This is a genomic window from Nonomuraea turkmeniaca, assembly GCF_005889735.1.
Classification (GTDB): Bacteria; Actinomycetota; Actinomycetes; order Streptosporangiales; family Streptosporangiaceae; genus Nonomuraea; species Nonomuraea turkmeniaca.
Window position 1 is genome coordinate 92,349 of the sequence record NZ_VCKY01000001.1, and the last position, 19,166, is coordinate 111,514.

At 69.0% G+C, this 19,166-nt stretch carries 20 protein-coding genes; 7 read left to right on the forward strand and 13 right to left on the reverse strand.

Translation table 11 applies throughout. From position 1 onward, the window contains the following. Positions 1–73: 73 nt before the first annotated feature. Both ETD86_RS00470 and ETD86_RS54715 read right to left on the reverse strand, forming a co-directional pair. Positions 74–409: a hypothetical protein gene (locus ETD86_RS00470; RefSeq protein WP_138664044.1), complete on the reverse strand. Its 336-nt coding sequence runs from the start codon at positions 407–409 to the stop codon at positions 74–76. A 175-nt stretch (positions 410–584) separates the two neighbouring features. Beyond that, a complete protein-coding gene (locus tag ETD86_RS54715; RefSeq protein WP_170222807.1) occupies positions 585–761 on the reverse strand; it encodes a hypothetical protein in 177 nt (58 codons plus the stop codon). An 88-nt stretch (positions 762–849) separates the two neighbouring features. Between ETD86_RS54715 and ETD86_RS00475 the strand changes: the two genes are divergently transcribed. The 3 genes from ETD86_RS00475 to ETD86_RS00485 all read left to right on the forward strand — a co-directional run bounded on the left by ETD86_RS00475 (position 850) and on the right by ETD86_RS00485 (position 4,830). Next, on the forward strand, positions 850–1,473 hold the full coding sequence (locus ETD86_RS00475) for a GNAT family N-acetyltransferase (protein WP_138664045.1): 624 nt from the start codon (positions 850–852) through the stop codon (positions 1,471–1,473). 273 nt (positions 1,474–1,746) lie between these two features. Next, on the forward strand, positions 1,747–2,832 hold the full coding sequence (gene lgt, locus ETD86_RS00480; RefSeq protein WP_138664046.1) for a prolipoprotein diacylglyceryl transferase: 1,086 nt from the start codon (positions 1,747–1,749) through the stop codon (positions 2,830–2,832). A 405-nt stretch (positions 2,833–3,237) separates the two neighbouring features. After that, the gene (locus ETD86_RS00485) at positions 3,238–4,830 is read left to right on the forward strand and encodes a peptidoglycan-binding protein (protein ID WP_138664047.1); all 1,593 of its coding nucleotides are present in this window, start codon (positions 3,238–3,240) and stop codon (positions 4,828–4,830) included. On the opposite strand, the gene ETD86_RS00490 is transcribed toward ETD86_RS00485, so the two are convergent. Continuing rightward, positions 4,803–5,420: a type II toxin-antitoxin system Phd/YefM family antitoxin gene (locus ETD86_RS00490; RefSeq protein ID WP_138664048.1), complete on the reverse strand. Its 618-nt coding sequence runs from the start codon at positions 5,418–5,420 to the stop codon at positions 4,803–4,805. The genes ETD86_RS00485 and ETD86_RS00490 overlap by 28 nt on opposite strands. 222 nt (positions 5,421–5,642) lie before the next feature. Further along, positions 5,643–6,482: a M23 family metallopeptidase gene (locus tag ETD86_RS00495; protein WP_246147464.1), complete on the reverse strand. Its 840-nt coding sequence runs from the start codon at positions 6,480–6,482 to the stop codon at positions 5,643–5,645. Positions 6,483–6,489: 7 nt separating this feature from the next. On the opposite strand from ETD86_RS00495, the gene ETD86_RS54720 reads away from it, so the two are divergent. Next, positions 6,490–6,870 (forward strand): hypothetical protein, encoded by a 381-nt coding sequence (locus tag ETD86_RS54720; protein WP_170222797.1) that lies wholly within the window; start codon positions 6,490–6,492, stop codon positions 6,868–6,870. Here the strand turns inward: ETD86_RS54720 and katG are convergent. Both katG and ETD86_RS00510 read right to left on the reverse strand, forming a co-directional pair. Beyond that, on the reverse strand, positions 6,839–9,070 hold the full coding sequence (gene katG, locus ETD86_RS00505) for a catalase/peroxidase HPI (RefSeq protein WP_138664051.1): 2,232 nt from the start codon (positions 9,068–9,070) through the stop codon (positions 6,839–6,841). The genes ETD86_RS54720 and katG overlap by 32 nt on opposite strands. A gap of 25 nt (positions 9,071–9,095) precedes the next feature. After that, entirely contained in the window at positions 9,096–9,533 is a 438-nt protein-coding gene (locus ETD86_RS00510) for a Fur family transcriptional regulator (protein ID WP_138664052.1), read from the reverse strand. Positions 9,534–9,801: 268 nt separating this feature from the next. Between ETD86_RS00510 and ETD86_RS00515 the strand changes: the two genes are divergently transcribed. Next, on the forward strand, positions 9,802–10,200 hold the full coding sequence (locus ETD86_RS00515; protein WP_138664053.1) for a hypothetical protein: 399 nt from the start codon (positions 9,802–9,804) through the stop codon (positions 10,198–10,200). Positions 10,201–10,338: 138 nt separating this feature from the next. Here the strand turns inward: ETD86_RS00515 and ETD86_RS00520 are convergent, their stop codons facing one another. From ETD86_RS00520 to ETD86_RS00545, 6 genes are all read right to left on the reverse strand, one after another. After that, positions 10,339–10,815, reverse strand: a complete 477-nt coding sequence (locus ETD86_RS00520; protein WP_138664054.1) for a hypothetical protein — start codon at positions 10,813–10,815, stop codon at positions 10,339–10,341. Positions 10,816–10,953: 138 nt separating this feature from the next. Beyond that, entirely contained in the window at positions 10,954–11,823 is an 870-nt protein-coding gene (locus ETD86_RS00525; RefSeq protein ID WP_138664055.1) for a hypothetical protein, read from the reverse strand. 322 nt (positions 11,824–12,145) lie between these two features. After that, complete coding sequence (locus ETD86_RS00530) at positions 12,146–12,787, reverse strand: response regulator (RefSeq protein ID WP_138664056.1); 642 nt, start codon at positions 12,785–12,787, stop codon at positions 12,146–12,148. Positions 12,788–12,789: 2 nt separating this feature from the next. Further along, a complete protein-coding gene (locus tag ETD86_RS57790) occupies positions 12,790–13,989 on the reverse strand; it encodes a sensor histidine kinase (protein ID WP_246147465.1) in 1,200 nt (399 codons plus the stop codon). A 14-nt stretch (positions 13,990–14,003) separates the two neighbouring features. Next, positions 14,004–14,729, reverse strand: coding sequence for an ABC transporter permease (locus tag ETD86_RS00540; protein ID WP_138664058.1), 726 nt, complete (start codon positions 14,727–14,729; stop codon positions 14,004–14,006). After that, the gene (locus ETD86_RS00545; protein ID WP_138664059.1) at positions 14,726–15,448 is read right to left on the reverse strand and encodes an ABC transporter ATP-binding protein; all 723 of its coding nucleotides are present in this window, start codon (positions 15,446–15,448) and stop codon (positions 14,726–14,728) included. Before ETD86_RS00545 ends, ETD86_RS00540 begins: the two co-directional genes overlap by 4 nt. Before the next feature lie 180 nt (positions 15,449–15,628). Here ETD86_RS00545 and ETD86_RS00550 point away from each other — a divergent pair, with 180 nt between their 5' ends. After that, complete coding sequence (locus ETD86_RS00550) at positions 15,629–16,969, forward strand: MFS transporter (RefSeq protein ID WP_138664060.1); 1,341 nt, start codon at positions 15,629–15,631, stop codon at positions 16,967–16,969. Between the two features lie 3 nt (positions 16,970–16,972). Here the strand turns inward: ETD86_RS00550 and ETD86_RS00555 are convergent, their stop codons facing one another. Next, the gene (locus ETD86_RS00555) at positions 16,973–18,301 is read right to left on the reverse strand and encodes an aminotransferase class I/II-fold pyridoxal phosphate-dependent enzyme (protein WP_138664061.1); all 1,329 of its coding nucleotides are present in this window, start codon (positions 18,299–18,301) and stop codon (positions 16,973–16,975) included. A gap of 37 nt (positions 18,302–18,338) precedes the next feature. Here ETD86_RS00555 and ETD86_RS00560 point away from each other — a divergent pair, with 37 nt between their 5' ends. Beyond that, positions 18,339–19,025 carry an FMN-binding negative transcriptional regulator gene (locus ETD86_RS00560; RefSeq protein WP_138664062.1) on the forward strand — a complete coding sequence of 229 codons (687 nt, stop codon included), beginning with the start codon at positions 18,339–18,341 and terminating at the stop codon, positions 19,023–19,025. Positions 19,026–19,166: the final 141 nt, after the last annotated feature.

A 19,166-nucleotide genomic window follows, 5' to 3' on the forward strand; every position in this document is an offset into this window, starting at 1 on the left:
GCATAGAGAGCGTCGGTATATCGCCGGTATGGCGTGCCGCGCTCGCTACGGCGCCGCTCGGGATTCCTCCGCGCTAACCGGAGAACTTCTTCGCTCGGTCCCGAGCCCATTGCGCGGCCTCGGCCGCCTGATCGCCGATGATGGGCGCGCCAGGCATCCGGCTCAGGCGCTCCACCTGGTCGGCGAAGCGCAGGTGCTCCCGGTGAGCGTGTTCCCGGCAGGCGAGGCACGTGACGCTTTCCGGACGAGGAGAGGTCATCGCATAGGGCACCTGGAGTCCGCAACCGGTGGTGACCACTCTCGGTGTGTCGGGCACGAGGCCTGTCGTCGACACGATCATGTTGCGGAAGGCGGCACCGGCCTGCATCACCTTCTGTTCGACGTGGATGTGCGGATCGGTCTCGCTCATCTGCGTCCGCACCTCCGTCCGAGTCGTCCCTGAATCAGACTAATACTCTGACCACTCAGTTCCAGCCGAGATGCTCCGAAGCGATCATCGCTCTGTGGCGTTTCGCGTCTGTGGCAGCCTCGCCGGACCAGGTATCGGCAAGGCCCGGGCGAATGGATGGAGCGGGCCATGGCCGTCAGTGTCTGCGACTGACCGCATAGCCCTCGCCAAGGCGGACCAGCGAACGGATGAACTTGCCGCCGCGCCGTACGCCGTGCTCACTCCAGTGGAACGAGTCCATCTTGTGCGTCTTCTCGGCCAGGTTCATGACGCCTGTGGGCGTCGACAGCAGCCGGAGCAGAGGTGATCGCACAGGATCCAGCGCACCGGCGGGCAGGTGGGAGGGTGTTTCGAGTCCCGTCCTCGTAGAGCGTCGGTGGAGACATCGATGGAGGAGCGCCATGACCGTCATACTGTCCGCGAATCCGACTGCGTCCGCGTCCGCGCTGCGCCTGCGACCGTGGCGGGCTGAGGATGCAACGGCCCTCGTGACGGCTCATCGTGATCCACTGCTGCGCCGCTGGTTGACCACCTCTCTGGTCAGCGAGGCAGAAGCCCGTCGGTGGATCGATGAACAGAACCAAGGGTGGGCCGATGGCGTCCGATTCAGCTTCGCCATCCTGGAGTGCGGCAGCGACAAGAACGAAGTCGGCGATCCAGTGGGCCACGTTGTGGTCAAGGCGAGCGTCGACCCCACCAGTGCTTCGGCAGAGGTGGGCTACTGGACATCAGCGACGGTACGCGGCCGGGGAATCGCTCCCCGCGCCCTCGATGTCGTATCGCGGTGGGTGCTCGGCTCGCAGCGCTTGATGCCTCTGGCCCGCCTCGATCTGTTGCATGCCGTGGACAACCATGCTTCTTGCCGTGTGGCCGAGAAATGCCGCTACGCCCTGCGCTCCGTACTTCCCGCCCAACCCCCAGCCTTTCCAACCGAGGGGCACTTGCACGTGCGGACGAGAAGAAACAGGTTATTGCGGCCAGAATCCAAACAGGGCCAAGCCCGATACCCATCCATCCACCAATGATCAAGGTCTCATAGGACGTATCAGCGTGCGGCGCGATTCCGAAATACTGGTTCTCTTCCCAGCAGCGTCCAGCGTTCGCCAGATCGGGACCTCTCTGGGTCGTCGCAACTATTGGCGGGCGGAACGTCAGGAGTTCGAAACTCCTAGCACGGCAGCCGCCGGTTGTCAGCTGAGCTGGGTGTATGCCGTGGCGAGGCGGACACACGCCGTAGGAATGGCGCAATAAGGTCACGAAGGCGGCCAAATAGTCTCCCGTCCGCTACCCTCGCCGGCATGCCCCTTGCCGTGATTCCCAGCCCTTCCGAGGCGGTCTGGCATCTCGGATTCATCCCGATCCGGGCCTACGCGTTGTGCCATATCCTCGGCATCATCGTCGGCGTCTGGCTGAGCGAGCGCCGCTGGCGCGCCCGTGGCGGCGAGAAGGGCACGATCAACGACATCGCGGTCCCCGCGGTGATCTTCGGCCTGATCGGCGGCCGCCTCTACCACGTCATCATCGACTGGCAGACCTACTTCGGCCCGCGCGCGATCAAGGAGCCCTACCAGGCGCTGTTCATCTGGGAGGGCGGGCTCGGCATCTGGGGCGCGGTCGCTCTGGGAGGCGTGGGCGTGTGGCTGGCCTGCCGCCGCCGGGGACTGTCCCTCGGCGCCGTGGCCGACACGGTCGCGCCCGGCATCGCGTTCGGGCAGGCGATCGCCCGCTGGGGCAACTGGTTCAACCAGGAGCTGTACGGCAGCCCGACCACGCTGCCATGGGGCCTGGAGATCGACCAGGCGCACGGCGGCGAGCCAGGCGTGCTCTACCACCCGACGTTCCTGTACGAATCGCTGTGGGACCTGGCGCTCGGTTTCGGGCTGATCCTGGCCGGCAGGCGGTTCACGCTGCGCCACGGCCGCTTGTTCGCCCTCTATGTCGCCGGCTACACGCTGGGGCGGTTCTGGATCGAAGGGCTGCGGATCGACCCGGTCGGCGGGGTGGACCACGCGGTGACGTTCCTGGGGCTGCGGATCAACCAGTGGACCTCGATCGTGCTGTTCGTCGGCGCGCTGGTCTACCTCTGGGTGACTCGTAACAAGGACACCGAGGAGATCGTGGTGCCGGCCCCGCACAAGGAGAACGGCGGGGAGGCCGCCGATCCGGCCGACGCGGAGGAGGACACCGGCAAGGCCGGCCCGGCCGGGGAGGACGGTCCCGATGCCGTGGGCGATTCAGGCGACGGCGGGGCGGAGGGGCGTTCCGGAGACGCGGGGAATGATCCCGCCGAAGACGCGGACCGTCTGAAGGGCGTGGAGAGCCTGGCGACCGACGCTGAGGACGTCGAGGAGAAGCAGGCCGTACCGGAGAAGAAGAACGTGTGATGAGCGGGCGCGCGGAGATCCACCATCAGGACCGCGACGTCACCGGAGGCTGACTGCGGCCGTCGGTGTTCGGCGCGATGGACGGGCCGGTGTGCGACTTCGCGCTCATCGCCGGCGTCGCGCTGCTCCACGAGTCGCCGATGTCCTCGCTGGACCTTCGGGGTCCTCGCTGAGCCTTCGGGGTCCTCGCTGAACCTTCGGGGTCCTCGCTGAGCCTTCGGGGCCGATCGACGGTACCCGCCGCGTCGCCGCCGATCCACTGAGCCAAGCGCGTGCGCGGCCGGGACGCCCGGTGCCGAGCGTGGCCCGCAGCGGCGGGCCCAGTATGCCGGTGGTATAGCGCGTCATCGGCGGGTGGTCTACTGCCCTGAGGGCGAGGTTGTCTCTGCGAGAGTGGTGAACGTGATGGGTGTCTGGTCACGGCGGGAGGCACTGGCGATGGGGTTAGGGGCGATGGGCGCGGCGAGCCTGTCCCCCACTGCTGCCGCCGCCCGCGCGGGTGAGAGCGCGGAGTGGCAGTCCCAGCTGGTCTACCGAGGGGCGGGCGGCGGGCTGGCCTACCGCGCGGACACCTCAGGGAACCGGATTCCCGACTTCAGCTGGGCCGGGTACCGCAACGGCGAGGCGGCCCTGCCCACGGTGCCCGTGGTGCTGGAGATCGGCCCGGTCAGAGGCGACAACACCAGTCACATTCAGCAGGCGCTCGACAAGGTCGCCGCCCTGCCGCTCAACGACACCGGCTTTCGCGGCGCCCTGCTCCTCAAGCCGGGCACTTATCAGGTGGCGGGCACGATCCGCGTCCGGCAGAGCGGCGTCGTACTGCGCGGCTCCGGCATGTGGGGCGATCCCACCAAGGACACCGTGATCGTCGGGACCGGGGCGGGCACCGTGGCGACCGTCATCCGCGTGGGCGGCAGCGTGAGCAACTGGGACGGGCAGCAGCCGGGAACCCGGACCGACATAGTCTCCAGCCGGGTGCAGGTCGGTGCGCGCACCTTCCAGGTGAGCGACGCCTCCCAGCTCAAGGTGGGCGACAATCTGATCATCGTGCATCCGCACACCGCCGCGTGGGGCAAGGCCATCGGCAACGGCGGCGTCCGCACGGGTGAGCCCTGGCCGGTGGGCTCGCGCCCCATCGTCTACAACCGCTACATCAAGGCGATCGAGGACCAGAACGTCACCGTATGCGCCCCGGTCTTCAACCACTTGGTCAGGTCGCTGAGCCAGTCGTACGTCTACGCCTGGAACCAGGCGGGTCTGATCAGGAACGTCGGCGTGGAGAACCTCCGGGTGACCATGGGCGCGCCTCCCGCGGAGGATGAGAACCACCAGCAGAGCTGCGTGGTCCTCGACGGCGTGGAGGACGCCTGGGTCAGGAACTGCCACCTGCTGGAGTTCAGCTACTCGGGCGTGTTGTGCCAGCGCGCCACCCGGGTCACCGTTCAGTCGGTCCGTGCCAGCTACCCCCGGTCGAAGCTGATCGGCGAGCGGCGCTACAACTTCAACGCCGGACCCTGGTCTCAGCAGATCCTCTTCCGGGACCTGTGGTCCCAGTGGGCGCGCCACGCGTTCGTCTCCAACGGCTCGACCAGGACCTCCGGCTGCGTGTGGGTGGACGGCTACAACAAGTACGGATATACCGAGAGCGGCGGGCACCAGCGCTGGACCCACGGCCTGCTCTTCGACAACATCAAGGAGATCGAGACCCGCAGCGACAAGGCCTGGGTGCTGAACCTGCACAGCCGCGGTCACATCTCCAGCCATGGCTGGTCCTCGGCGCACAGCGTGCTGTGGAACTGCACGGTCGACAGTGGCCGCAGAGCCTGCGTGCAACGCCCGCCCACCGCGCAGAACTACGCCATCGGCACCAAGGGTGGCGCCTCAGGCGTGAACTGGTGGTCCGACTACCCCGCCGGCCACATCGAGGGGACGAACAAGAGCGGGCTGTGGCCGCCGAGCCTATATGCGGCTCAGCTCGCCGACCGCCTGGGATCGTAGGAGCCGCCGGCTGGTGGCGCGCCGGTCATACCGGCCGCAGGCCAGCCCGGGTCACCCCACGGTGGCGGCTCGGCGAGGGCGCGCAGCGCCTCACGGGTGTTGCGGCCCGCCCCGGCCGAGACCTCCGCGCCGTCCTGATCGCGGGCGATCGCCACGACGAGTCCTTCCACGGGATCCCGGGAGAGCGTGATGGTGTGGCCACCGACCAGCAGCGCGTCGGCGGCCGGATGATCTGAGGGGGCGGCCCTGTCCAGCAGGACATGGGAACCGACGAGGCCGGCGACCGGGGTTCGATGGCGGCCGAGCAGCACGGGCTCTCCATACGGGTCGGCGACCTGGCGGACGAGGTCGCCGAGCTTGGACCGCGCCTCCGACAGCGGCACGAGGGGCAGGCCGCTCCACACTCCGCCCACCTTCGACAGCGGCACCAGTCCGGCCCACTCCCACCGCTCGCGGGTGATCATTACGGTCCTACCGTTCCTGGCCTCCTCCACGAGTGAGCCCCAGCGGGCGCGGGCGTTCTCGACGGAGAAGGGCACGCCGAGCAGCGCCACGAGTTCGTCGTACGACGGCCGCTCCGTGTTGATCATCCGGAGATCGTAAGGCGCCTTACGGAATTTTCGCAAGCCACCTTGGAGATTCGCCAACATCGAGAGCACGATGTATCCAGCTCTCCGATGAAACAGGCCGAAGTAGCCGAAGTGCCGGGGCGGACCCGGCCGGCGCTTGCGGCGTGACATCAGGTGATGCTTCCGTCTGGCGGGCATCAGCACCCGCGGTCACGCCGCCGCACCGAGTATCTTGCCGCGCTCCTAACCGCAGTGTTCGAAGGGGCTGGTGTATGTGCTGGTGCCGATCGAGCCGCCCCACTTGACGCATTGTCCGGCCGCGTGGCGCTTCACAGGCCCCGCGTAGTAGCCGTAGCTGCCCGAGTCGGTCGTCCTGCTTTCCCCTTCCGGCTCCAGGAAGGCCGACATCGACGTCGACGTGCCGAGGTTCGTCGTCTTCAGCGTCACGACGCAGTTGTAGCCGTCACCCGAGTTGTAGAGCAGGTACGTACTGCCACCGATGAGGCCGGCCGAGTCGATGACCGAGTAACCGCTGCCGCAGACTTCCTCAGGGGTGTAGGGGTTGCCGCCGCACGCGTTCGTGCTCGTGATGGCCTTCTTCTGACCCAGGGACACGGTCACGCCGTCCACGGTCGGGCTGGTGTCCATCGCGCCGGTGGACGTCCGCTGTTCGTAGTGCAGGTGCGGCGCGTTGGAGCCGCCCGTCGAGCCGACAGTCCCGATCGTGGTGCCCTGGTTGACGCTCATCGAGCCACCGGCCGACCGCGCCATAGTGGCGAGGTGGGCATAGCGGGTTCTGGTGCCGTCACTGTGACGGACCTCTATCCACTTGCCGTAGCTCGTGCTTCCCGCGTCGTAGAAGTACGCGGTGCCCGAAGCGGTGGCACGCACCGTTTCGCCGTTGATGTCATCGCCCCCATAGTCCTGCCAGTCGAGAGCACCCGAAGGGCTGTGGCCGGGGGTCCAGTTGTTGGCGTAGAAGGTCTTCCCGCAGTTGAACGGGCTCTTGTGAGCCACGGCCAGGGTGCTGATGTCCTGCGCTGAGGCGGCCTGGGGGATCAGGGCCGCCGCGAGGGTGACCAACAGGGCAGTGATCGCGAATCTGAGGGTCTTCGGCCAGGTCGGCCTGCCGGTTTCGGGCATGCTCACCTCACTCTGGAAGGCGCGTATGGGGGGATACGGCTGGGCGCCCAATTCCTTGATGTCGATGAGCCCGTGGCGACGGAACTACGTTGGCGGCATGGTGATCAACCTCGGTGAGAAGGGAAAAAGCCGCCGTCAGGGAACATGTCGACATCTCGCCCGCCCATGGGGAAAGGACGGGTCGATCATGAAGATATCCCTGAAAGTTCTTTTCATCAATCTCTGCGGTATGAAATTTTGCGGCTATGCGGCGCACGTCCAGGTCGGCCCGGCGCGGGCCGACCTGGACGTCGTGATCACACGAGGTCGAACCGGTCCAGGTTCATGACCTTGTCCCACGCCGCGACGAAGTCCTTCACGAACTTCTCCTTGGCGTCATCGCTCGCGTAGACCTCGGCGAGCGCGCGCAGCTCCGAGTTCGACCCGAAGACCAGGTCGACACGGGTGCCGGTCCACTTGACCTCACCCGTGGCCTCGTCGCGACCCTCGAACGTGTTCGCGTCCTCGGAGGTCGCCTTCCACGTCGTGCCCAGGTCGAGCAGGTTGACGAAGAAGTCGTTGGTCAGCGACCCGGGGGTGGTGGTGAGAACGCCGAGCGGCGACTGCTGGTAGTTCGCGCCCAGGACGCGGAGGCCACCGATGAGGACCGTCATCTCGGGGGCGCTCAGGTTCAGCAGGTTCGCCCGGTCGAGCAGCAGGTATTCGGCCGGCAGCCGGTTGCCCTTCCCCACGTAGTTACGGAACCCGTCGGCGGTCGGCTCGAGCGCGGCGAACGACTCCACGTCGGTCTGCTCCTGCGACGCGTCCACGCGGCCCGGCGTGAAGGGGACCTCCACGTCGAGACCTGCGTTCCTGGCGGCCTGCTCGACAGCCGCACCACCGGCGAGCACGATCAGGTCGGCGAGCGAGACCTGCTTGCCACCGGTGTGGGCGCCGTTGAAGGCCTTCTGGATCCCCTCCAGCGTGCCCAGTACCGTCGCCAGCCTGTCGGGGTCGTTGACCTCCCACCCGCTCTGCGGCTGGAGGCGGATGCGCGCGCCGTTGGCGCCGCCACGCTTGTCGCTGCCACGGAAGGACGAGGCCGACGCCCACGCGGTGGACACCAGCTCGGACACCGACAGGCCCGAGGCGAGGATCTGGCCCTTGAGTGCGGCGATGTCCTCGGCGTCGATGGGCTCGTGCGTCACCGCCGGCAGCGGGTCCTGCCACAGCAGCGTCTCGGCCGGGACCTCCGGCCCGAGGTAGCGCACGACCGGGCCCATGTCGCGGTGGGTCAGCTTGAACCACGCCCGGGCGAAGGCGTCCGCCAGCTCGTCGGGGTTCTCGAGCCAGCGCCGCGTGATCTGCTCGTAGATCGGGTCGAAGCGGAGCGCGAGGTCGGTCGTGAGCATCGTCGGGGCGTGGCTCTTCGACGGGTCGTGGGCGTCGGGTACGGTGCCCGCACCGGCGCCGCCCTTCGGCCGCCACTGGTTCGCGCCTGCGGGGCTCTGGAACAGCTCCCACTCGTAGCCGTACAGGATCTCGAGGAAGCTGTTGTCCCACGTGATCGGGGTGTTCGTCCAGATGCCCTCGAGACCGCTGGTGATCGCGTCGGCGCCCTTGCCGGTGCCGAACGTGCTCTTCCAGCCGAGACCCTGCGCCTCGATCGGGGCGGCCTCGGGGTCGGGGCCGACGTGCTCGGACGGGCCCGCGCCGTGGGTCTTGCCGAACGTGTGGCCGCCCACGATCAGGGCGGCCGTCTCCTCGTCGTTCATCGCCATCCGGCGGAACGTCTCACGGATGTCGCGGGCCGCGGCGAGCGGGTCCGGGTTGCCGTTCGGGCCCTCCGGGTTGACGTAGATGAGGCCCATCTGGACCGCGGCGAGCGGGTTCTCCAGCTCCCGGTCGCCGGTGTAGCGCTCGTCGCCGAGCCAGGTGGACTCGGGACCCCAGTAAACGTCCTCGTCGGCCTCCCAGACGTCCGCGCGGCCGCCGGCGAAGCCGAAGGTCTTGAAGCCCATCGACTCAAGGGCGACGTTGCCGGTGAGGATCATGAGGTCGGCCCACGAGATCTTCTGGCCGTACTTCTTCTTGACCGGCCACAACAGGCGGCGAGCCTTGTCGAGGTTGCCGTTGTCGGGCCAGCTGTTGAGGGGCGCGAAGCGCTGCTGGCCGGCCCCGGCGCCGCCGCGGCCGTCGCTGATCCGGTACGTGCCCGCGCTGTGCCATGCCATCCGGATCATGAACGGGCCGTAGTGGCCGAAGTCGGCCGGCCACCAGTCCTGCGAGGTCGTCAGCACCTCCAGGATGTCCTGCTTGACGGCGGCGAGGTCGAGGCTCTTGAACGCCTCGGCATAGTCGAACTCCTCACCGAGGGGGTTGGCCACGGCGGGGTTCTTGGCCAGGATCCTCAGGTTGAGGCGCTCCGGCCACCACTGCCGGTTTCCGCCGCCCTGAGTCGGGTGCGCGGCGCGACCGTGCGCGACCGGGCAGCCACCTTCGCTCTCGGGCTTCGGGTCTGTGACGATTGCATCATGGTTCTCAGACATGGGATCCTTCCGGACTTGGCGCATCTCACGAAGTGCGGGCGGTGGAACAGTCGGGGCACAGGCCCCAGTAGATGACCTCGGCCTCGTCGATCGAGAAGCCGTGGTCGTTTGACGCGTTCAAGCAGGGCGCATGGCCGACCGCGCAGTCGACGTCGGCGACGGCGCCGCACGACCGGCACACGATGTGGTGGTGGTTGTCCCCGACGCGCCCCTCGAACCGGGCCGGGCTGCCGGCGGGCTCGATGCGGCGTACGAGTCCCGCCGCGGTGAGCGCGTGGAGGGCCTCGTACACGGCTTGAAGGGAGACATGGCCTACGCGATCGCGTACCCCTGAGGCGATCGCCTCGACGTCGAGGTGGTGGCCGTCCCGGACGGTCTCGAGCAGCGCGACGCGGGCGGCCGTGACCCGCAGGCCGACACCGCGCAGCTCCTCGGCGGTGGTCGGAGTCCTGGGTGCGGTCATGACGCCAACCCTACCTTCATAAACACGAAAGATACAAGATAACGAATCGTCCCAGTTTAGTTCCGCCTCAGGCTCCGGCGTCCCGTCCTGATGGCCCTGGCCAGAGCAGTACGGGCGGAGCGTGCGGCCGGCCTATGGCGGCACCACCGATTCGACGACAGCGCGTACCCAGTCGTTGACGGAATCAATACGGTCTGGTCTTTACTCTGATTTGGGACAGTCTGTATGGTGCCGTTGTCAAGATCTACCGCCTTCATGAGGTTGAAGCATGAACTGCAAGAAGCTCACGTCCGTTCTGCTCGGTTCCGCCGCTGCGGCGGCCATGCTGCTGACCCCGGCAACGGCCGCCTCCGCACAGGCAGGCGCACAGACCAGCGCGACAACCGCCGCGACGGTCGAGCGTGACAGCGTCAGATGCTCCAAGCCCAGCAGCAAGTGGGCCAACTACTCCTGGGGCGAAGGCAACACGAGCGTGACGATCTACTTCAACAATCACTGCAGCCACAAGGTCAGCGTGAAGATCACGTTCGTCCGGAAGGGGTCGGTCGGCGACAAGGCCGCCAAGTACCGCTGCATGACGGTCAACGCCAACACCAAGGGCAAGAAGAAGTTCTACGCCGCCGTCTACAAGCCGTATGCCGTGACCCGGGTCGCCCGCTGCAGCTGAGCCGGCCGCCCGCGTCCCGATTTCCTGGGCTCCAAGCCGAACACCCCGCCACCAGGTCTTGTGGCGGGGTGTTCGGGTCGTCAAGGTCCCGTCGGAGCCGCGCTTCGGCCATTCCCGCCGCCGCAGGCTCAACGCCGGTCAATTCTCCAGCTCCCACAGGCGCCGCCAGCGGACCTCGTCGTAGGTCCCCAGGAGGACCGTGTCGATCAACAACTCCAGCAGCAGGCGGTCTGAACGGGCGTACTTACGCTTGCGCCACCGGCCGCGTGACTCGGCCGCCGCCCTGATGACCTGCCATCCCTGGTCACACGGCTGGAAGTCCGCTTGGAACAGCTGGTCGCCCGTCCAGCTCCGGTGCAGGTACAAGCGATCGTGCTCGACGAAAGCGACCCACTTGTCGTCCATATCTGCCGGGACGTGGCCGCGCCGGATGATCTGCCACTCGCGCTCACTCCACACTCGGTCAGGCGGCGGCAGAGCGCGGGGTTCGCGCAGCGGCTGTAAATCTCCCCAGTAAACCCTGGTCCCCATATCCTCATCGGGGGGCGGACCGGGCGAGCCGATCATGGCGTGGCGCCACACGGCGAACTGCGCATCGGAGGACGGCTTGTCCACGCCTCAAGGGTGGCACGTTTCTCGGATGCCGCCAGGCCCGTGCATTATCGTGGAGCTGAGTCCGGCACACTCTTCCTGTGCCGGACTCAGCCCACGATCGCCGGCCTGACGGATCGTCACCCCACGGACCGACGGGTCCTAACTCTTGCTCCAGATCGCCGCGAAGACACCACCCTCGGTGTCCAGGATCGTCGGCTTGTATCCCAGCGCCTTCATCTGGGTGGCCTTGAGCGTGTAGGTCAGGCGGGACAGGTTCAGGTACTCCTTCAGCCCGGTCGCGCTGCCCTTGCTCCACACGGTGGTGTAGAGCTTGCCGGGCTCGACGGCCATGAGGACGGGGCGCAGGCCCTGCTTCGCCTTCGCCAGGAGCTCCTGCCCACGCTGCTCCACGGTCTGGCCCAGGGTCACCTGGACGGTGCCCGTGGCGGCGCCGGCGACCCAGACGGCTGCGTACAGCGGCCTCTCGACCGTGCCGTACACGTCCAGCGAGGCGACGCTGTAGCCGGCGGCGGCGAACTCGGCGTTGACCTTCGCGAAGGTCTCCTTCGTCAGGCCCAGCTGGGACTTGACCTGCTCGGTGGTCTTCTCGAAGACCGCCCCGAACACGGCGTTCGCGCCCGTGCCGGTACCAGTGATCATGGCGGGCTGGAAGCCGGCCTTCAGCTGGTCGCTGATGGTCTTCTGCAGGTTGGTGGTGGAAAGACCCTGCAGGACGTTCACCTTGCGGGTGGTGTCCTTGATCCACACGGACGTGTACTGCGGGTTCGCCGCGTTCGACACGCTCAACGCCGAGGGAACGTAGCCCTTGCTCAGCAGCCCCTTGACGCGCTGCAGCAGCTGGGACCCGCTGAGTGCGTCGAGGGTCAGCCAGTCCAGCGGAAGGTTCTGCGCCGTCTGGGTGGTGGCCTTGGCGGGCGCGGCGGCCGCCGGAGAGGCGATGGCCAGCAGGGGAGCGGTGGCCGCGGCCAGCACCGTAGTGAGGGCGACCATCCTCTGTGTGCGCCTCATGATCCTCCTAGAAGGTATAGGTTGTCCCAATTTTTGGACAAGAAGGGACCATAACAGAGAATGAGGGCGAGTTGACCAATAGTCACCATGATCGCAACATTCCCGTGTCAGAAAACCTCAGGTATCAGGGCAAGATGGACACCCACCCGACAGATGTTCTTGTTTTGCCAGCTCACCGAGGTTGGTAGCCGTCCGTAGCGACTTGGCGAAAGGGATCGCTCCACTGTTACTCGCCGTCAATCCTCAGGTCGCCCGAGGCGATTAGGGTCTTTTCCCCCGTGATGGCCAGTGGAGGATTGTCAGGACCACCAGTTGAGTCGGCTCAGCCGTCGGCCGCCGGCTTGAGCAGGCCCACCTCGTACGCCGCCGCCACCGCGGCCGCCCGGTCCTTGACCTCGAGCTTGGCGAAGACATGCAGCAGATGCGTCTTCACGGTCGCCTCGGTGATGAACAGCCGGCCGGCGATCTCACGGTTGGTCGCCCCCCGGGCGATGAGCCTGAGCACCTCGAGCTCCCGCGGGCTGAGCGTGCGCTGTTCCGGCTCCCGTGCCTTCTGCCGCAGGACGCCGGCCACGGCAGGGGACAGGACGGTCTCGCCGCGCGCCGCCGCATGCACGGCGCGACAGAGTTCGGCCCGGGGCGTGTCCTTGAGGAGATAGCCGGTGGCGCCCTGCTCGATCGCGGGCAGCACGTCGGCGTCGTTGTCGAACGTCGTCAGCACCAGGACATGGATGCCGGGAGTCTGCTCGCGGAGGCGGCGGATGACCTCCGCGCCGGTCATCTTCGGCATGCGGAGGTCCAGGAGCACGACGTCGGGGTTGGTGCGGAGGGCCACCGCGAGGGCCTCGGGACCGTCGGCCGCCTCGCCGACGACCTCGAAGGCCTCGTCGGCGTCGAAGATGCCGCGCAGGCCGTCGCGGACGATCGGGTGGTCGTCCACGATGATCAGACGAATCGGCGGCATGGTCACGATCCCAGGTTCGGGCCGGCGGGGATGGCCGGGACAGTAGTGCAGATCCCCGTCCCCAGACCAGGAGCGGTCTCGATCACGAAATTTCCGGCTAAACGGGTGACTCTCTGACGCATCGCCGTGAGGCCGAACCCTCCCCCATCCGTCGCGTCCGCATCGAACCCACGCCCGTCGTCCCGTACGTCCAGCGCCACCACATCGTCCATGTACGACAAAGTGACCCGCACCCGATCGGCCGAAGCATGCTTGGCGACGTTGTGCAGCGCCTCCTGCGCCACCCGGAGGAGGGAGGTCTCGACTTCCGCGTGCAAGGGGCGGGGATCGCCGGTGACCCCCACGGACACGGCCACGCCCGTGCTCCGCGACCACTTCTCCGCGAAGTCACGCAGCACGGTCCCCAGCTCGGCTTCGTGTTCCAGCGGCCCCGGCCGCAGCGCCTGAACGGAGCGGCGGGCTTCGGTCAGGCTCTCCCTGGCCACGGTCCGCACCGTGTCCAGGCGCGACCGGGCCGCCGGCGCGTCCTCCCCGACCGCGGCCTCAGCGGCCTCCACCTGGGTGAGGATGGCGGTCAGCCCCTGGGCGATGGTGTCGTGGATCTCTCTGGCCATGCGCTGCCGTTCCTCCAGCACGCCGGCCTCGCGGGCGCTGCTCAAGAGCTGCGCGTGCAGGCTCGCGTTGTCCTCGGCGAGCGCCGCCAGCTTGGCGCTCTTGTCCTTCAGCTCCGCGATCACCGCCTTGTGCTGGTCGTTCTGCTCGGCGATCGTCCTGATGATCAGGCCGGTGGCGGAGGCGATCAGCACGCCGACGACGAACGAGGAGAGCAGCTCGGCCGGGGGGCGGCCGGGCTCGAGGCGGGCGGCGACCAGCACGCCGACCGTGGCGGCCACCCCTCCGTACGCCCACCACCCGGGCAGCAGGGCGAAGCACTGGACGAACACCCCCACGCCGGTCACCGTGAACACCGTGTCGATCCTGACCAGGACGGCGACCACGGCCAGCAGCACGACGAAGTAGGCGATCAGCGGCAACGGGCGCGCGGCCCACTTGGTCACGATCAACCAGTGCCAGGCGGCCGCGAACACCGTGAGAGCCAGCACCTCCCACCGCCACTCCCGCAGCAGGGCGAAGACCGCGGGGAAGAGGATGAACAGGTACGGCAGCGCCGGCTGCACACGATCCCAGCGCGTGACCTCCACGCCGGCGCCAGGCCCTACCACCGGAACGCCCTCAGGGCGACAGAACCCGCGACGATCGAGATCGCGACCATGATGCCCAGCGTAATCGGCGACGCCACGCCGCCGGCCCAACCGTCACGGATCGCCTGGACCGCAGGGGCCATGGGCAAGAGGTCGCCGACGGCCCGCATGGAGCCGGACATGCTCTCGCGCGGAATCACGGCGCCCGACAGGAAGACCATCGGGAAGAAGAGGCTCAACCCGATCACGGTCGCGGCCCGCCCGGTGGGGGCGACGGCGCCGAGGAGGAGACCGATGGCGCCGAGACTGAGCGCGCTCAGCAACCACGCCACCAGCACCCCCAGGAGGTGGCCGGGCGCGTTCAGCCCGTACGCGACCGCGCCGATGGCGATGATCAGCGCCGATCCCAGCACGGCCAGCAGCATGTGCGCGGCCCACTGTGCCCCGAACAACATCGTCGGCGAGGCAGGAGTGACGCGGAGCCGCTTCAGCACCCGCCGCTCCCTGTAGTGCGCCAGCGTGGCGGGCAGGACGACCAGCGCGGCCAGGCCGACGACGAAGATGATCAGCATCGGCACCGTCGCGTCGATCAGCGGCGTGCCGCCGGGCAGCGGCTTGTCGCCGCCGCGCAACTTGACCCAGAGCATGATCACGGGGAAGACGAGCGCGAAGAACGCCGACATCGGATCCCGGACGATGAGCTTCAGCTCGACGGTGACCACCTGCGTGATGCCTTTCATACCGCTTCCGTCCTTTCGGTCAGGGTGAAGTAGGCGTTCTCCAGCGAGTCGGATCCCGCCTTCGCGATCAGCTCCCGAGGCGTGCCTTCGGCGATGACGTGGCCGTGGTCGATGACGGCGAGGCGGTCGCACAGCGCCTCGGCCTCGTCCATGAAGTGGGTGACCAGCACGACCGTGACCCCGCGCTCGCGCATGGCGCGGATCAGACCCCACGTCGTACGACGGGCGGCCGGGTCGAGGCCGGTGGTGAGCTCGTCGAGCATGACCAGCTCCGGGTTGCCGACCAGGGCCAGCGCGATGAACAGCCGCTGTTTCCAGCCGCCGGACAGGTTCGCGAACCGCACGCCCTTCCGGTCCGCCAGCCCCCATTCGTCCATGACCGCCCGCCAGTCGGCGGGCTTGTCGTAGAACGAGGCGTACATCCGCAACGCCTCGCCGACCTTCAGCGCGTCCGGCAGGGCCGCCTCCTGCAGCTGGGCGCCGATGCGCTGGAGCAGCACCCGCCGGTCGGTACGCGGATCCAGGCCGAGCACGCGCAGCGTGCCGCCGTCCGCCTGCCGCAGCCCCGACACGCACTCGACGAGCGTGGTCTTCCCCGCGCCGTTGGGCCCGGCGATGCCGAAGATCTCGCCGCGCTCCACCCGCAGGGTGACGCCGTCCAGCGCCGTGCTCGACTTGTAGCTCTTGCGCAGTTCGTTGATCTCGATGATCGCTGTCATGATCCGAGATTCCCGTGTGCACGCGGCCGGCGATATCCACCGATCGGTTGATGGGGGTGGGCGCGCGCCGCGTCCGTAGCGGATCGGGAGGGGATCGTAACCCGCCGGCTCCAGGGTGAGGTCAACCGTTCGGGGCCCGCCGGTGTTCACCCATCGCCCCGCCGTTTCCCCTGGAGTCCCATGATCGCGCTGCCCGTCGTGCTCGTCGCCGTGTACATGACCACCCTCGACTTCTTCGTCGCCAACCTGGCCGTGCCGTCGATCCGGGCCGGTCTGGGCGCGGGCGACGCGGCCGTGCAGTTCGTGGTCGCCGGGTACGGGCTCGCCTACGCCGCCGGCCTGATCGTCTCCGGGCGACTCGGCGACCTTTACGGCCACCGTCGTGTGTTCGCGGCCGGGCTGGCCCTGTTCACGGCCGCGTCGGCGGCCTGCGGGCTCTCCCCCGACGCCGCGTCGCTGGTGCTGGCCAGGGTCGCGCAGGGTGTCGCGGCCGCGCTGCTCGCGCCGCAGGCGCTCACGTTGATCGGCGTGCTGTTCGAGGGCGCGGCCCTGGCCAGGGCGTTCGGCTGGTACGGCGCCGCCGTCGGCCTGGCGGGCGTGAGCGGTCAGGCGATCGGCGGGCTGCTGGTGGCGGCCGATCCCCTGGGGCTGGGCTGGCGGGCCTGCTTCCTGGTCAACGTGCCGATCGGGGTGGCGGCCCTGGCATTGATCGGCCGGGTGCTCCCCCGCACCCCGCGCTCCGGCGATCGGCGCGATCTCGACCTGACCGGGGCGGCGCTGATCGCGGCCGGGCTCGTGGCCGTGGTGCTGCCGCTGGTCGAGGGGCGGGAGCAGGCGTGGACGTGGTGGTGCCTGGCGGCGGCGGCGCCGCTCTTGGCCGGCTTCGTCCGGAGGCAACGGCGGCTGGCGGCGTCCGGACGGGCGCCTCTGCTCGATCTGGCGGTGTTCGCGGAGAAGGGGTTCGCGGGCGGGCTGGTGGCGGTGGCGTTGTTGTTCGGTACGTCGGCGGGGTTGTCGTTCGTGCTGGCCCTGTACCTGCAGGACGGGCTCGGGCTGAGTGCACTGGCTGCCGGCGCCGTGTGCACCGCCTTGAACGCCGGCTTCTTCCTCACCTCGCTCCGGGCCGGTCGTGTGCCGGCGCCGTTCGCCGCGCTGATGGTGGTGGCGGGGCTGGCGCTGCTGGGATACGCGGTGATCCGAGCGGCAGGGCCGTACCAGGTGGCGAGCGCGTTATTCGTGACAGGGGGCGGGATGGGGCTGTTGATGTCGCCGCTGATCTCCTCTGTCCTGTCACGGGTACGGCGGGAGCGCGCCGGCGCCGCGGCCGGGGTGCTCGGGACCGTGCAGGAGGCAGGGGGAGTGCTCGGCGGCACGGTGACCGGGGCCGCGTTCTTCGGCGCGCTGGACGGCGGATGGGCGGCGGCGACGTTGGCGGGGCTCGCGGTGCTGGTGGCGGGGGCGCTCGGCGTGCTGGCCCACTGTCTCGTGCCGTCGAAGCCCGTGATTCACGTGAATCCGTGATGCTCAGCCGTACCGGCCGCGTGCCGGCGGATGCACGGTGGCGGCGAGTTCGTCGGCCAGCGACGGGATGTCCTCCGGCCGCAGCGGGGAGACCGTGAGGCGGAGCGCGGGCGGCGTGGCGAGGCGGTTGCGCGCGCCCGGCGCGGCGGCCCAGCCGCGGGCCAGCAGGTGGCTGATCGCGGCGGCCTCGTCAGGGACCGGCACCCACACGTTGAGCCCGGTACGGCCGTGCGCCGGGACGCCACGGGCGGCCAGCGCCGCGACCAGCCCGTCCCGGCGCTCGGCGTACGAGGCCGCCACCGCGGCGGTGTCCACCGCTCCCGTCCGCCACAGGTGGGCCACGGCCCGCTGGAGCAGGTGGCTGACCCAGCCGGCGGCCAGCCGCTGCCGCCCGCGCAGTCGGTCCAGCGTGACCGGATCGCCGGTGATCAGCGCGAGCCGCAGGTCGGGGCCGAAGGCTTTGGCCGTGGAGCGGACGAGTATCCAGCGGCTCGTGGCGCCGGCCAGCGGATGCAGGGGCACGTCCACGAAGCCGTCACCGTGGTCGTCCTCGACGAGCAGCACTTCCGGATGTGGAGCCAGCTCGGCGCGAAGGGCGGCGGCGCGTTCGGCGGTGACGGCGGCGCCGGTCGGGTTCTGCGCGCGGGCGGTGATCACCACGGCTCGCGCCCCGGCTCGCAGCGCCTTGCCGAGCTCGTCGGGCAGCGGGCCGTCGTCGTCGAGCCGCATCGGCACGGGACGCAGGCCGAGCGCGGCGACCAGGTCGAGCAGTGCTGCCCAGCCCGGGTCCTCCACCGCGACCGCGTCGCCGGGACGCAGGTAGGCGTTGAGCACGCGCTCGACCGCGTCAAGGGTGCCCGAGCTGATCGCCAGCGGCGCGGCCGGCACACCGTCGCCGCGCAGGCGGGCTCCGGCGAGGGCGAGGAGTTCTTCGTCGTCACCCATGCCGTACATGGCGGGCCGCTCCTGGTGCGCATGGGCGGCGGCGGCGAGCGCTTCGTGCAGGGGCGGCAGCAGCACGGGGTCGGGGTTGCCCTTGGACAGGTCGCGGACCCCCGGCGGCGCCTCGATGCGGATGTCCTCGCGGGCCGTGCTTGCGGGCCTGGGCCGGACCCTGGTGCCGCGCCGCCCGGCGGTCTCCACGATGCCGCGCTCCCGCAGCAGCCGGTACGCGGCCGCCGCCGTGTTGGGGCTGACCCGGGCCAGCGCGGCCATCTCGCGGACCGGGGGGAGCAGCGCCCCCGGCGCCAGGCGTCCTTCCGACACGGCGGCCTCGACGCCGGCCGCAATCTCGCTGGCCGTTCCGCCGATGGTCCTATATGTTTCTAGCACAAAAACGATTATGTACTAATACATAAGGAAGGTTCCAGTGCTCATTCATCCATGGGACGCCGCCCGCGACGCGAACGAGTGGCGGACCTGGCTGCGTACCCGCGACTTCGGGCAGGTGGCGGCGAACGGCGTGAACGGCGGGCCGCCGGTGGTGGTGCCGACGCATTTCCTGTTCGACGGCGGCAGCGAGGTCGTGCTCCACCTGGCCAGGCCGAACCCGATCTGGGCCGCGCTGGAGGCGAACCCGACGGTGGTGGTGAGCGTGCACGACGACTACGCCTACGTCCCCTCCATGTGGCGCTCGGACTCCCCCGAGAACGGCGTGCCGACCAGCTATTACGCCTCGGTTCAGCTCACGTGCGCGGCCCGGATCGTGGACGACAAGGCGGGCAAGGCGGAGATCCTGCGCCGCCAGCTCGCCCATCACCAGCCTGATGGCGGGCACGGGGTGGTGTCCGTCGACGAGGGGCCGTACCGGAAGATGTTGTCGGCGATCCGCGGGCTGCGGCTGGAGGTCGTGGGAGTGCGGGCCAAGTTCAAGTACGACGATCACCGGCCGGTCGAGTTCCGGGAGCGGATCTCGAAAGAGCTGGCCGAGCGGGATCTGCCGGGGGATGCGGGAGCGCGGGAGCAGCAGCTCAGGCGGATCCGTACACCGTGCTCGGGAGCCGGCCTTGGCCCTGCTGCTCCTGCGCGAGAACCCACAGTCCACACCTGTGGATAACCCGCAATCGCTGTGGATAAAGCCCGGACCAGCTGCCTCGCACACAGCGTCACCGGGACACCGGTCACCATCCACCACGAAGCGCACAACCCCACCCCCACCGGGCCTCTCAGCATGCCAGGGGCACCGCTGAAGAGCCCT